The 13,995-nt window shown below is 51.0% G+C and carries 15 protein-coding genes; 5 read left to right on the top strand and 10 right to left on the bottom strand.

The features are described 5' to 3' along the window. Positions 1 to 459: 459 nt before the first annotated feature. The 7 genes from S7335_RS20600 to S7335_RS20570 all read right to left on the bottom strand — a co-directional run bounded on the left by S7335_RS20600 (position 460) and on the right by S7335_RS20570 (position 5,087). Positions 460 to 798, bottom strand: coding sequence for an ATP synthase subunit I (locus tag S7335_RS20600; RefSeq protein ID WP_006457976.1), 339 nt, complete (start codon positions 796 to 798; stop codon positions 460 to 462). A 59-nt stretch (positions 799 to 857) separates the two neighbouring features. Next, positions 858 to 1,163, bottom strand: coding sequence for an AtpZ/AtpI family protein (locus S7335_RS20595; protein WP_006457862.1), 306 nt, complete (start codon positions 1,161 to 1,163; stop codon positions 858 to 860). A gap of 4 nt (positions 1,164 to 1,167) precedes the next feature. After that, complete coding sequence (locus S7335_RS20590) at positions 1,168 to 1,575, bottom strand: F0F1 ATP synthase subunit epsilon (protein ID WP_006458443.1); 408 nt, start codon at positions 1,573 to 1,575, stop codon at positions 1,168 to 1,170. 8 nt (positions 1,576 to 1,583) lie between these two features. Further along, complete coding sequence (gene atpD / locus S7335_RS20585; protein WP_083785158.1) at positions 1,584 to 3,065, bottom strand: F0F1 ATP synthase subunit beta; 1,482 nt, start codon at positions 3,063 to 3,065, stop codon at positions 1,584 to 1,586. Beyond that, the gene (locus S7335_RS26305; protein ID WP_006458459.1) at positions 3,065 to 4,102 is read right to left on the bottom strand and encodes a M23 family metallopeptidase; all 1,038 of its coding nucleotides are present in this window, start codon (positions 4,100 to 4,102) and stop codon (positions 3,065 to 3,067) included. The genes atpD and S7335_RS26305 overlap by 1 nt, the downstream gene beginning before the upstream one ends. A 60-nt stretch (positions 4,103 to 4,162) precedes the next feature. After that, positions 4,163 to 4,393, bottom strand: coding sequence for a DUF4327 family protein (locus tag S7335_RS20575; RefSeq protein ID WP_006458328.1), 231 nt, complete (start codon positions 4,391 to 4,393; stop codon positions 4,163 to 4,165). A gap of 70 nt (positions 4,394 to 4,463) precedes the next feature. Further along, entirely contained in the window at positions 4,464 to 5,087 is a 624-nt protein-coding gene (locus tag S7335_RS20570; protein ID WP_006458416.1) for a CBS domain-containing protein, read from the bottom strand. Positions 5,088 to 5,318: 231 nt separating this feature from the next. Here S7335_RS20570 and hoxE point away from each other — a divergent pair, with 231 nt between their 5' ends. The 4 genes from hoxE (at position 5,319) to S7335_RS20550 (ending at position 9,051) form a co-directional block, all read left to right on the top strand. After that, the gene (gene hoxE / locus S7335_RS20565; RefSeq protein WP_006458295.1) at positions 5,319 to 5,897 is read left to right on the top strand and encodes a bidirectional hydrogenase complex protein HoxE; all 579 of its coding nucleotides are present in this window, start codon (positions 5,319 to 5,321) and stop codon (positions 5,895 to 5,897) included. Continuing rightward, positions 5,884 to 7,488 carry a NuoF family protein gene (locus S7335_RS20560; RefSeq protein ID WP_006457947.1) on the top strand — a complete coding sequence of 535 codons (1,605 nt, stop codon included), beginning with the start codon at positions 5,884 to 5,886 and terminating at the stop codon, positions 7,486 to 7,488. Before hoxE ends, S7335_RS20560 begins: the two co-directional genes overlap by 14 nt. Positions 7,489 to 7,904: 416 nt before the next feature. Beyond that, complete coding sequence (locus S7335_RS20555; protein ID WP_006458437.1) at positions 7,905 to 8,150, top strand: hypothetical protein; 246 nt, start codon at positions 7,905 to 7,907, stop codon at positions 8,148 to 8,150. 445 nt (positions 8,151 to 8,595) lie between these two features. Further along, complete coding sequence (locus tag S7335_RS20550) at positions 8,596 to 9,051, top strand: VOC family protein (protein WP_006458207.1); 456 nt, start codon at positions 8,596 to 8,598, stop codon at positions 9,049 to 9,051. Between the two features lie 73 nt (positions 9,052 to 9,124). On the opposite strand, the gene S7335_RS20545 is transcribed toward S7335_RS20550, so the two are convergent. From S7335_RS20545 to ppsA, 3 genes are all read right to left on the bottom strand, one after another. Next, entirely contained in the window at positions 9,125 to 9,661 is a 537-nt protein-coding gene (locus S7335_RS20545; protein ID WP_038019322.1) for a universal stress protein, read from the bottom strand. Between the two features lie 109 nt (positions 9,662 to 9,770). Next, positions 9,771 to 10,307 (bottom strand): universal stress protein, encoded by a 537-nt coding sequence (locus S7335_RS20540; RefSeq protein ID WP_006457803.1) that lies wholly within the window; start codon positions 10,305 to 10,307, stop codon positions 9,771 to 9,773. A gap of 77 nt (positions 10,308 to 10,384) precedes the next feature. Beyond that, on the bottom strand, positions 10,385 to 12,874 hold the full coding sequence (gene ppsA / locus S7335_RS20535; protein WP_006458109.1) for a phosphoenolpyruvate synthase: 2,490 nt from the start codon (positions 12,872 to 12,874) through the stop codon (positions 10,385 to 10,387). A 447-nt stretch (positions 12,875 to 13,321) separates the two neighbouring features. Here ppsA and S7335_RS20530 point away from each other — a divergent pair, with 447 nt between their 5' ends. Further along, positions 13,322 to 13,813 (top strand): YadA-like family protein, encoded by a 492-nt coding sequence (locus S7335_RS20530; protein WP_006458324.1) that lies wholly within the window; start codon positions 13,322 to 13,324, stop codon positions 13,811 to 13,813. Positions 13,814 to 13,995 lie beyond the last annotated feature (182 nt).

Genomic DNA, 13,995 nt, shown 5'->3' with positions numbered 1-13,995 from the left:
TAAAAGATGAAAAGAGAAAACCAAAAGCAATAGTGCTCCTTCAGCCATCGGTATCGCTTCCCTGATAAGTCCAACATACCGAATGATGGGGAGGAGTTGTGTGAACATTCCAATAAAATTTGATGAAACGTAAGAAAGGGAAAAAGCGATCGCGCAATAGTTGAGAAGATAGGCTGAAGTATATGAGCTACATTCCTGTCTACGGAAAGGTTGTAGCAGACTATGAGCATATCTTCAACTTTGTTGTGACGAGGATCATGCTGCTGGCTAGGCCAAAACTAGCACGGGTTGATCTATGATGTTTTCGTAAGCAAGACACTAACGTTGTCACCGATAGTGTCAGTGAATTATTGTATTGTTCTAATTACTATCAAAAATTGCTCATAGGTGGCGGAGTCAACCGCTGACCCTAAGTCTGTAGCGCACTCTCCAAGTCACGATAGCTTTTCTTATATACACCTATGCATCCAACACTTTCTTGACTTCGTCACTCTTTAAGACTAATCCCTTCGATACTGATCTCTTTGAGATTGACAGCGCCGCAGAGATTAGCATCATTCGACTGAGCCATACCCCGAAGCTGATAGTCAGCACAGTCTGAAAAGGAGAGGCGATTGGATACCGTAAAAACAGGCCACCCATTCCGAGTAGTACAACCAGCCGACACAGCAAGCTGAGCCCCATGGCTAGAAAAGGGTGATGCCACCGAGGCAGTCGACGCAGGGTCATCCACAGTCCACCAAAATAGAGACCGCCTAGCCCTAAGCCGACTAACCACAGCACGATCACACTGATCATCTAGACCTCCCATCTATCCGTCTCCTTCCCCCTGTCCGTGATTCTCCAATAGCCTAAATTCAATCTCCTTTACTCTCTTTTTCTATCCAATACCAACCGTTAAAGCACCCTAGTGCGATACCCACGATCAATAGCATCAGCGTCCAGGAATACTGACTTTGAACTTGGCGATCGATCCATACGCCCAGAGCAATGCCTATGAGTGTAGGGATGCTGACAGCCCAGCCGACCAGGCCAAACATTCTCATGCCTATCCACGCTTGGCTGCGACTGCGCTGCGCTTTTAGCTTGCGCTGTGATTTTCTTGAAATCTTCTTGAGAAAATCTTCTTTCTGTCGCTGACGGTGAGGGTGCTCTGGCTTCATCTCTTTAGGTTCCTTCTACCAAAATGCTAAAGTGGCGAGCTAATCCTGATTCCAGTCGGGCTAGGGCTGATTCCACTAGCCGAGCCTGCTCATCTAGCTGGTTAAACTGCTTTGCTACCGCCTGTTGTAACTGCGCTAAATCATCGCCCGGAACTGCGTTCGAGGCCGAAACAAATACCCGGCTGCCTTGCTTTACCAGCATTCCTGACCCCACACCAAGGTAATGTTCTACACCATCTAAAGCCTCGTATACGAAGATGCCTGGCTGCAAGATAGATAGGCAGTCAAGGTGATTAGGTCGTAGCCCAAATGAGCCATGTACACCCTCAGCCAATAGCCTCTTGATCCTTTTTTCTAAAAGTAGATGGTGAGGCAAGGTAATTTGTAAGTTCATGGCAGTCAGCTGGCTCATAGCGGCACCTACTTTTTTGGTTTCTCTTTTTCTTTATCTCTTTGGGTTTTTCTCTGTGCGGCGGCTTGAGCCTGTTGCCGACCTTTTACATCTCCAATAGGGCCGATCATGTACAGCTCTCTTTCGGGCAGCTCAGAAAACTCATCTGCCAAAATCCGCTCGCACCCCTTGAGAGTTTCACTCAGCGATACCCACTGGCCTGGCAAATTGGTAAAAGATTCCGTCGTGAAAAAAGGCTGGGTTAAGAAGCGCTCTAGTCGCCGGGCCCGGTAGACGGTGGCGCGTTCTTGTTCGGCTAATTCTTCTAGTCCTAGCATGGCGATGATGTCTTTGAGTTCTTCGTAGTCGGCGAGGGTGATGCGGACAGCTTGGGCAATTTTGTAATGGCGTTGGCCTACGACTGAAGGCGTTAACAGTTTGGAGCCTGACTGAAGCGGATCAACGGCTGGGTAAAGGCCCTCACTCATGCGTTTACGAGAGAGCACAATGGACGCGGATAGGTGAGAAAAGGTATGTACCGCCGCGGGATCGGTAAGATCGTCGGCAGGGACATACACGGCCTGAACTGAGGTAATCGCTGCCGACTGAGTACTACAAATTCTCTCTTCTAAAGCGGCCAAATCGGTTGCTAATGTCGGCTGATAGCCTACCCGCGAAGGTAGCTGGCCTATTAGCCCCGACACTTCCGATCCCGCCTGGATAAACCGAAAGACATTATCGATCATCAACAACACGTCACGATGCATTTCATCGCGAAAGTATTCGGCCATCGTCAGGGCAGCGTGACCCACGCGAAAGCGGGCACCGGGCGGCTCGTTCATTTGACCAAAGACCATCACGGTGTTGTCTAATACGCCCGCTGACTTCATCTCGCGGTATAGCTCTTCGCCTTCACGCGATCGCTCTCCAATTCCACAGAACAAACTCACGCCTCGATACTGACGCACCACGTTATGGATCATCTCAGTAATGAGAATTGTTTTGCCGACGCCCGCCCCGCCAAAAAGGCCAGCTTTGCCGCCGCGCTCAATCGGTGCGAGCAAATCAATGGCTTTGATGCCGGTTTCTAGAATATCGGTTTGGGTAGCCCGCTGGCTCAAGGGCACGGGAGATGCGTGGAGCGATCGCCGAGGCCCAGCAACGGCAGCTTGCCCATCAATAGGATCGCCAAAAACGTTGAACACGCGCCCTAGCAACTTAGCCCCGACAGGCACCTGCAAGGAATTTCCGGTATCAGTCACAGATGCGCCCCGAGCTAGCCCTTGAACAGGCGTCAGGGCGATACCTCGCACGGTTTGTTCGCTCAGATGGCTTAAGACTTCGATGGCAATATTGCCTTTTGCCTGTAGCAGGTTGTATAGACGAGGCACACGATGGGGAAAACGAACATCGACGACGCTGCCGCGAATGGCGGTAACGGTGCCAACTGCGGCGCCTTCTGGATCCACAGTATAGGTGGCTGAGCGGTAATGGTTAGGCGATGACGCCATTAGCTGAAGATCCTCGGAGATAGAGTTGTCTCGATATGTTGGCCGTACAGGCTTCTAATGAACTTTGATTGTTTTGAGATGCGAGCATTTCGCACTAGATAGCGCTGGTTTGAGTTTCCTCCTAGTGCGCTATCAAACAACACTGGCAGCGGATCGGCATTCAACGGATCGGTCTCACTGCCAGGTCGCTGAGCATGAATGTGTAGATGAGGTTCATTGCTGTTGCCTGAGTTGCCGACAGTGCCCAGCGGCTGACCGGTTGTGACCGAATCGCCTGCGTTCAGCGTGATGCTGCCCGGAGAGAAATGGGCCAGCAGTACATCTGCTTCGCGGCATCGCAGCAGTACATGGTTGCCGGGGATGTAGGTTCTATCGGGCTGAGGTGGAATCATATTGGGGCGATCGCGTCGCAAAGAAATCACCGTACCCGAGCAGGGGGCATACACGGTTTCACCAAAAATTTCGTACTTTTCTATATCCTTGGGAACTAGGCCCGCCGCCCTACTGCCAAACCGATTGAGTTTGACAATATCTATACCGTAGCCCTGGCCACGATAGCTGCGAGATTCTGGGTTGTTTAACGTTAGAACGTGGCTATTGAGCAACGCCTGACTACCGCCATTAAAGACAGAGTAGTCGCCACCGCGCAGCGGAAATGCTAGCGAAACGGGCTGTTCATCAGGGAGGGCGTAGCCTTTGGCAGCCTGTAGCGAGTAAACAGTGAGAAAACCCACGAGTCCACCACAGATAAAGACTTTCAAGATTCCCCAGAAAGTACGCTTGGGCCAGAGAACCAGATTTTTGTGACGACTGTAGGTCAGCGCGGCTAGCAAAAACCAAATCGTCCAGTACAGATAAGGCATCCACCAGCTGAGTAAAACAGGCCACATCCCAACCAGAGAAACTGCAGCTAAGTAAGCAGCCACCAACAGCGTTTTGAGCAGCCATCCTAGCCGACTGTGCGATCGACCCAACCCCTGCCAAAGCAACAAACAAATAGGAACAATGCCCTGCGTAATTAGCATTGAGAGATACATAGAAATAGCTATACTCCGCAGATTGACTAGTCGATTGAACGGAGCTGAAAGAACGTTACGTTAATCTTCTTCCCAAGTCTCTTTTGCAAGCAGATCGATAATGCGATCGCGCAGCAAAAACTCGTCTTCTTCTAGTGCGACTTCAATGCACTTCCAGCCTTCGTCGGGCAAAAATCGGCAAAGTGCGTGAATCGGCTGCTGCCGATCAACGATATGTCGATCGACTAAGGCACGAGCCTCATCACGAAGCATATCAAGGGTATAAACTCTTGGTCTGAGCTGTGTGGTCATAGCGCTCCTCTACTGCTTTCTGTCTTTATCTACAGAATAGTCATCAATGTTGAGAGACTTGTGAAGAGTTTTAGCCACTGCACCAGGCATCGTACTCTCTGTCCACAAAGGCTTCTGGATAGTCTTCGTAAAATAGCTCAGAGGCCACATGATCGAGCGATACAGAATGCTGATGGGCTAGCTCTGCCTGTAGCGCATCGACTCGTGCCCAAGCTTGGGCGCAAGCGGTAGAATTTGGCCCTTTATCTTCGCACACCAGCTCTGCCGCCTCAGAGAGTGCCTCGATCTCGCCGACTAGCAACAGCTCGCGTGGATTTTCTATCGAGCTACCGCGCTCTAAAATATCAGAAACGGACAAAATGCCCAGTAGCTCAGACTGAATGACTGGCGCACTGTGAAGGTTAGATTGCGTGAGCAAACGCGCCGCATACTCGACTCTTAGACTCGGATTGAGCACAACGCAGGGCTTAGACATAATCTCGTACACCCGTATCTGATTGGGATCACGGCCAAAGGCAATCACCTGACCCACAATGTCGCCAATGGCAACAATGCCATAAGCATCCAATTCATCTGTGCGCTCTACTACCAGTGCATGAACGCCCTTTTGGCGCATTAGGGTAGCGGCTTTTGCGACCGTTGCCGAACTACGAATGGTGACCACGTCGGTTGTCATAATATCCGATACTTTCATTGTTGAGAATCTCCTAATAAGGTATTTCGCCTTGAGACTGTATATTGCTCCCCTCTCATACGAGAGCGTAAAGCAACAACTTGGCGAACTTGTGAAGGTACAGAGCTGCAAGCAAGCCGATCAAAAGAAAAACAGAACGATTACATCCCTCACAAGATCTTCAACTCTTCGTACTACCGTTTATCTCGGACAAATCAGGCTATCTAGGCCAGACTAACTAGGCGATGTCGCATGCCCACCTCCCCAGCATCCACACAACCCACATCGACTGAATCGACACCTGTACAGGGCCATTCGGTAGAGGGAGATTTAGAAGACAAACGATGGCAGCTGTTGGCAGCGACGATGAAGCGCCATCAGTATCGCTCAGATGCGCTCATCGAAGTTTTGCACAAGGCGCAGGAGCTGTTTGACTATCTTAGTCCGACGCTGTTGGCCGAAGTCGCAAAGTCTCTGCAGTTGCCGCTCAGCCAAGTGTACGGCGTTGCCACCTTTTATCACTTTTTCTCCTTGGCCCCGAGCGGCCATCATAGCTGTACGGTCTGCCTGGGTACGGCCTGCTATGTCAAGGGGGCAGCGCAGCTACTGGCTAAGTTAGAACAGCGTTTGGGCATCCAGCCCGGACAGACAACGGCAGATGGAGAGATGTCGCTTTCGACAGCTCGCTGTTTAGGGGCCTGTGGAATTGCGCCAGTAGTGGTGGTAGATGATGCGATCGCGGGCCATCAAACGACTGAGACTATTATTCAGCGAATAGACGCCAGCTTACAGGACAAACCAGCTCATGAATCTGCCCATGAATTTGAGTAATTTACAACAGACATTAGCCCAGCCCAAAACGCCCTGTCGCATCCGCTGCTGCACGGTGGGTGGATGCTTGTCAGCTAATGGCTTAGCGGTCAAAACAGCGCTGCAAACAGCGGTTGCTGACCATCACTTAGCCGAGCAAGTGAAGGTGAAGGGCGTCGGCTGTCTGGGACTGTGCAGCAAAGGCCCTTTAGTGCAAATTGATCCAGACGGCAGGCTGTACGAGCAGGTCACACCTGAGCAAGCCACACAGCTCGTCCAGATGGCTACTGATAGCAGCTGGTCTGATGATCTATCTGAACCACGCATTCGCCCCTCCGACTTTCAGCCCGACCAGCACCCTTTTTTCACGCAGCAGCAGCACATCGTTCTAGAGAACAGTGGCAAGGTCGATCCTGAAAAAATAGAAGACTACGTCGCCCTTCAAGGCTATGCGGCGCTGTACCGGGTGCTGCGAGAGTATTCGCCTGATGAAGTGACTAAAGCGATCGCCCAGAGCGGACTGAGAGGGCGGGGTGGGGCGGGCTATCCTACCGGGCTGAAGTGGGAGACAGTGGCAAAAATGCCGCCGGGTCAAAAGTATGTGGTGTGCAATGCCGACGAGGGCGATCCAGGTGCCTACATGGATCGTAGCGTGTTAGAGAGCGATCCGCATCGGGTGTTAGAAGGCATGGCGATCGCGGCCTACGCAGTCGGCGCTACCCAAGGCTATATCTACGTGCGAGGTGAGTATCCGCTGGCGATTAACCACTTGCAAACGGCAATCCAACAGGCCCGAAAGCACGGATTGCTTGGCAGCCAAATCTTTGATTCTCCGCTCGATTTTCGAATTGATCTGCGGATTGGGGCAGGCGCCTTCGTCTGCGGAGAAGAAACCGCGCTCATGGCCTCTATCGAAGGCAGACGCGGCATTCCAGAACAGCGTCCGCCCTATCCAGCCGAGTCGGGGCTGTGGGGCCGCCCGACTTTAATCAACAATGTGGAAACCTACGCTAACATTGCGCCCATCATTCGGAATGGAGCGGACTGGTTTGCGGGTATTGGCACTGGGAAAAGCAAGGGCACCAAAGTCTTTTCGCTCACCGGAAAAGTTCAAAATGCCGGGCTGATTGAAGTGCCGATGGGGATCTCTTTGCAAGCAATTGTTGACGACATTGGCGGGGGAGCAGCGGCGGGTCGCAGTGTCAAGGCAGTGCAAACGGGCGGTCCCTCGGGCGGCTGCATTCCAGCCTCGGCTTTTGAAACTTCTGTCGATTACGAATCGCTCAAGCAGCTAGGGTCGATTATGGGTTCGGGTGGGTTGATTGTAATGGACGATCAGACCAGCATGGTCGATGTGGCTCGCTATTTTATGGAGTTCTGCATGGAGGAGTCTTGCGGCAAGTGCATTCCCTGCCGGGCGGGTACGGTGCAGCTCTATCAGCTACTGTGCAAGTTCACACAAGGGCAGGCAAATAGCGCTGATTTGACCCAGCTAGAACAGCTTTGCGATATGGTGAAACATACCAGCCTGTGCGGATTAGGTCAGGCTGCGCCTAATCCGGTGATTAGTACTTTGCAATACTTTAGAGGAGAATATCTGGCCCTGATGTAGCAACATGGATTGGGCTACCTAGTTCGCTACATAGAGAACAAAAGATAAAAATCGGTCAATAAAAGAGCAATCAATAAAACTGTTCCGTACTGTGGGCTTAGTGGCTAGCCGTCAGGCGAATGCACCAGACAACGGCCATACTCCGAAATGGATGCGTGTCGATAAGTACTCTCCTTTCTTTTCTTTTAAGCGGGGCTGAGTTTTGTTGAACTGTTTTCACTTTGGCTTTACCTTCATAAGATTCTCAAACTATTAGCCTACGCTTTAATCTGTTAGGTTGTCGAAAATAAGCTGTAATTAGCCTGCCTATTTGTCAGGCTAATTACGCGTTGATTGCCGCATTTAGTATCTGTTCGCTTTTGTTCGATTTCCCTATATTACAGAAGTTCATACGTATACTGAGGAGGCCGCTGGCCATGAACAAACAAGACAAAGACCTCTCCTTCTTCTCCTGGCTGTTAAATTATTTTAAGCGTTTAATGGTGAGTAGCTCTTCAGAATCTCCCAACAAGCCTACTGACCAGCCTGCTGACAGATCTACTGACGGTTTGCCCTATTATCAACTCAGGTATCTAGAAAGATGTCTAAAAAAAGACTGTGAGATGGAGATTAGTCGAAAGAAGCTAGAGCACTGCTGGCAGGAAACGTTGAAGTATGAGTAAGCTTACAGCTTCCATACGGTTAGCGTCGGATTCATCCGAACGTTGGCTGTCTCCTAAGAATATTCAGTGTCCCGTAGTGGCAAGCGTTTTACCTATTGAAAACCTGTACAGCAAGCTGGCGAATGCTACAGGTGACTCGTGGTGAACTAATGCGGACTGCTACAATTACCATTAGTATGAGCCAGGCTCCAAAATCGGTGGGCTAGATTGGCTTCCGGCGGGTAAGTTTCCATAAGGTTTCGCTGCTATCTATTCCATCTACATTGTTTCAAATTTCTGTCTATAGCGCACTGCTCATAAGTTACTCATGTTTTGAGCGTAAGCTAGGGACAAATTAGCAAAGTAAGGGCAACTAAGGAGAGGCAAGGCAGTTAGACTGATTAGCAAGCAAAGCGGTTTTCCTAGCTGGTTTGCCTAGTTGCGCTCCTTGAAAGTAGGAGACATTATGGGTAGGACGAGTATTGAAACTGCACATGTGATCGCACGGCCAGAAACCGCAGAACGGCCTTCGCTACGTGTGCTGGGTTGGAATCACATTAATATTTCTGCTTCGCCAGCGTTGATAGAGCAGGTAAAGCGCTTTTATGTTGAGATTGTTGGCCTGACGGTGGGCCCAAGAGCCCGGTTAGACCATGAGGGATACTGGCTGTATGCGGGGCGCTCTCCTATTTTGCATCTGAGCGCTCGTGCTCACTTGACAGAAGCGGGAGAGCAAAAGGGATTTTTGAGTCATGTTTCGCTAAGCTGTGTGGGGTTGAGGGATGCGATCGCCAGACTACAGGAGGCGGAAATCCCTTATAGAGTTGCGACTGTTTTGGATACTGGACAAACTCAGCTGTTTGTAAGAGATCCAGCTGGTATTAGCGTGGAGTTAACGTTCTTTAACGAGTTTTTGACTTAGAACAAAGGATGAGAACTTAGCACTCTCATCCTTTACATTCTCTCTGCGAGATCTTTCGTGAGGCTTGTTGTTCTTAAGCTACCGACTCAGCGACTTCAGCAGTTGTGTTTTGCTTTTGATTATTGGGTGGTGTATGCACGACTAGCACAGAGCAGGGGGCGCGGTGCATGACGTAGTTGCTGACGCTGCCCATGAATATCTCGCTTAGACCCTTGCGTCCATGGCTGCCGACGACGATCAGATCAATGGCTTTGGCTTTGGCGCGATCACAAATGGCTCGCCCAGGGGTGTCTTCTGCTTGAGTGACTTTCGTCTGTACGCCCACTGCTGCAGCCTGTTCGGCAAAGCGCATCAGCACCGCTTTCCCATTTTCCTTGTAGGCCTTATAGCGCTTCCGACAGCTCTCCCAGGTTTCAGCGTCGACAGTGAGTGGATAGCCACCGAAATCAGGATAGTAGGCAGTTAGCGGAATTGTATCGTCGTTGGCGGGTGTCAGAACGCCCAATAGATCTAGTGTCGCGTTAGTTGACTTTGCCAAATCGAGCGCTTGGTCAAAGACAGATGAACAGTCTTCGTCGGTGTCTAAGGCGACCAGAATTGTCTTATACATAGTCTTTCCTCGCTGTGAGTTGGAGTTGTTCTGAAAAGGAGAAATAACTGGCTCAGTAATTCGCTTAGTGATTCGATAGATGCGCGAATGTATGGGCGGCTTGCTATTCCTAAGCTTGGCCAATAGAGGCTAGCTCTGCGCGTTTTGCTAGGGAGGTCTCCTGAGGGGGCACGGAATGGATTACCGTTACTGAACAGGGCGCATGATGAATGATGTAGTTGCTAACGCTGCCTAGCACTAGCTCTTTTAGGTAAGTGTGATTACGGCTACCAATCATAATCAAATCGACCTTATGGCTTCTTGCCACTTCACAAATGGCAGGACCAGGCCGACCGTAGGGCTGTTCGTAGCTAGCTTTTATGCCTACTGCTTTTGCCTTTTCTTTTTTTTGCTTTAGCAGCGCGTCGTAGTGATTGACAAACTGGTTCCATTCACTCTGATAGGTTTCTTGAACCGCTTTTTCTAATGCCATCGAATAGCTGTTAAAAGAGAGAGAGGGCCGTTCTGGGCTAGAGGGGGCGAAGACGTCTAGGGCATGTACTAGCACCAGCTCCGCCTTTAGCGCTGAGGCAAATTCTATCGCCGAGGCTAGCGCTCGCTGGCTAGCAGCCGATTCATCAATGGCGACCAAAATCTTGTTTAACATAGGGATAATTCTCCTGACTGCAAGAAGTGAATGGTAAAAAGCCGAACGCTAGGCGAAACAAACTGAACAGAAAATATCTAGAGATAGAAAGGCTGCGTAAAGGTTGATGTGCCTTGCTCTATCGCGGCGATCGCCAATGTTGTTTTGATTACCGAGTCGGGATTGAGACTAATCGAATCAATGCCTTCTTCGACCAAAAACTGAGCGAACTCTGGATAGTCGCTAGGCGCTTGACCGCATAGGCCAATCTTGCGGTGTGACCGCCTGACGCCGTCAATGGCCATGCTGACGATTTTCTTCACCCCAGCGCTGCGCTCATCGAACAGGTGGGCAACCAACGCCGAGTCTCGATCGAGTCCGAGCGTCAGCTGCGTCAGGTCGTTAGAACCGATCGAAAATCCATCAAAGACTTCGGCAAATTCTTCGACCAAAATGACATTATTAGGAATCTCGCACATCACATAAACCTGCAGACCGTCTTGGCCGCGCACCAGGCCGTGGCTGGCCATTTCGTTCAACACTGCTTGGCCTTCTTCAGGGGTGCGGCAAAATGGCACCATCGGAATTACGTTGGTCAGACCCATCTGGCCCCGCACTTGCTTTAGTGCCAAGCATTCAAGGGCAAAGGCATCGCGATAGCGCGGATCGGTATAGCGGGATGCGCCGCGCCAGCCCAGCATCGGATTCTCTTCAATCGGCTCAAAGTCTTTTCCGCCTAGTAGATTGGCGTATTCGTTGCTCTTGAAGTCCGAGAGCCGAATCACGACAGGCTTGGGATAGAAGGCGGCGGCAATGGTGGCAATACCGTGGGTTAGACGCTCAACAAAGTAGTCGGATTTGCGCTCGTATAAGGCGGTGAGTTGGGCGATCGCTCTTTTATCTTGCTCGCTAGTCAGCTGGTCAAACTGCAGCAGCGCTAGTGGGTGAACCTTGATATGATTAGCGATGATAAACTCTAGCCGCGCTAGCCCTACGCCATCGCAGGGAATCGCCGCTAGTCGGAACGCCTCTTCTGGGTTGCCGACATTCATCATGATTTGGGTGCGCGTAGACGGCAGATTGTCGATGGCGGCTTCTTCCACCTTAAAAGGAATCAGGCCGTCGTAGACCTTACCGACTTCACCTTCCGCGCAGGTGACCGTCACAGGCACTCCAGGCTCGATCCGACGCGTGGCATCACCACAGCCTACAATCGCAGGAATGCCCATCTCTCGGGCGATGATAGCCGCGTGACACGTCCGGCCCCCCTGATCGGTCACAATGGCGCTCGCTCGCTTCATGATCGGCTCCCAGTCCGGGTCGGTGCGCGGAGTGACCAGCACTTCTCCCGGCTGAAAGTCAGCAATATTAGCGGCAGATTGAATCACCCGAGCAGCGCCCTGGCCAATCATTTCGCCGACGGCCTGCCCTGTGATGAGCGGCGAAGATAATGCCTCTGCTGCCGCATTATCTTCACTCTGAAGGCGATATCTACGCAGCACTGAGCTAGACTTTTGCGACTGCACGGTTTCGGGCCGCGCCTGCACAATAAACAGCTCGCCAATTAGGCCATCTTTAGCCCACTCCATGTCCATCGGCGTCGGCAGTCCACGCACAGTTGAGTAGTGGTCTTCGATGATGCAGGCCCATCTCGCCAGCGTCAGAATCTCGTCATCAGTGAGGGCAAACTGATTGCGATCGCCCGCTTCTACCGCCACGTTTTTCGTCAGCTTGTTGCCGCCGCTGTCATAGACCATCTTGACGGCTTTACTGCCTAGCTGTTTTTTCAAAATGGGCCGGTATCCTTGCTGCAGCGTCGGCTTAAACACCAGATATTCGTCCGGCGTCACCGTGCCTTGAACCACGTTTTCGCCCAGTCCATAGGCCGCCGCAATCAGAGCTGCATGCTCAAAGCCAGTCTCCGTATCAATTGAAAACATCACGCCAGCGGTGGCCAGATCAGAGCGCACCATTTGCTGCACGCCCACAGAGAGCGCAATCGAGAAATGGTCAAATCCTTGCAGCGTGCGATATGAGATCGCCCGGTCGGTAAACAGCGAGGCAAAGCACTTGTGACAGGCGGCTAAGACACCCTTGACACCGTGGACGTTGAGGTAGGTTTCTTGCTGCCCCGCAAAGCTAGCGTCGGGCAAATCTTCTGCGGTGGCGCTAGAGCGCACGGCCACGTCGAGCGTCGAATTTTGGGTCTGCTCGCACAGCTCTAGATAGGCTTTGGCGATCGCGGTTTCTAGGTCTTTGGGAAAAGGCGTTTCTAGAATCAGGTCTCTGACCGCCTGGCCAGCCGCTCGCAGGGCCTGAATGTTTTCGGTATCTAGCGAATCTAGGTGCGATCGCATCTTTTGCACCAGTCCCCCCGATCGAATGAAAGAGTTGTACGCAGCCGCAGTGGTGGCAAAGCCTGTAGGTACGCGCACACCTTGCGGACTAAGCTGCTGAATCATCTCTCCCAAGGAGGCGTTCTTTCCACCGACAGAAGGAACATCTTGAATGCCAACCTGCTCGAATTTGAGAATAAAGGTCGTTTCGGTGCTGACTGAAGTTGGGGGAGATTTGGGAGTCTGTACCATAAGAACGGTCTCTCAAAGAGGGTCATAGCAGCGGACTAGGTATCCGTATATCTGCTTCTTCTCTATTTATAGAGAAGAAGTTTGGGGAAGTCATGAGGGTTCAATTTCTCAACTCGTCGTTTGGAGAAGCCGTCAGTTTTGGCACACTTTCTCAACTTTGTTTCTTTTTATCTGTTTCTTTTTATCTATATTCTTTAAGGGGAAATTTCTTGTCATGCTCTATTGTTAGCCTATCGAAAAAGCATGAGAAATTTGTGAGGGGGATAGCTGGTGAAATGGCCTGTGATATCGCAATCGGTCTGAGCTAAGAAACTACAATAAAGACAAGCGATAAGGAGAGAACCACTCGCTCGAATCAATCTTAAACAAAGAGACTCAAACAAAGAGACTCAAACAAAAGAATTTCGACCTGTGCTCCTTGTTCGTACTGCGTTAGGAGGTTACATCATGAAACGTACTACTTCTCTAGCTTCTGCTCGTTTTTCGGGCGTCTGCCTAGCAACTGCCGCACTAGCAGCACTGCCGCTGAGCGCCTTTGCACAGCAGCTTCCCGACTACAGCTATGTAGGGCTCGGGGGTGGCGATGACGGTTTTGTCATCAATAGCAAGATTACCCTCGGTGACAATTTCTCTATTAGGCCATCGGTTGCTACCGACTTTGACTTTGACGATAGTGAAGATGTGTCTTATCTCTTGCCCATCACCTACGACCTCAATGCTGTAGATGGCGGTGGCAGGGTCTATCCCTTCGTAGGGGCAGGCCTCGGTGGCGATCTGGGCGACGACAGCACAATCGACTTTGCGATTACAGGTGGAGTAGACTACCGATTCGCCAACCGCTGGGTTGCTAACGGCGCTGTCAACTATCTTCCGTTTGCCGATGGCGACGAAGTTGACTTCAGCTTGGGGGTCGGCTACACCTTTGGTGGTAGCTACTAAGCCCATCTAACCTGTGTGAGAATCCAAGTGCTTGAACAAGCTTCACGAGAGCCGGCTGTCGCGCTCTAGTCGTCGAATCTAAGAGCAGCCTATCGACTACTTTTTATCGACTACTTTTTTTGATAGCTACGCTAAAATCTCCTCCTCGATTGCATCTGGGGAGGAGTCTTTGCAAAGGAAAG

Origin of the sequence: Synechococcus sp. PCC 7335 (assembly GCF_000155595.1) — a bacterium.
Taxonomy (GTDB): domain Bacteria; phylum Cyanobacteriota; class Cyanobacteriia; order Phormidesmidales; family Phormidesmidaceae; genus Phormidesmis.
The sequence above is the reverse complement of the archived record's forward strand: the minus strand, read 5'-3'. Positions and strand labels throughout refer to the sequence as shown.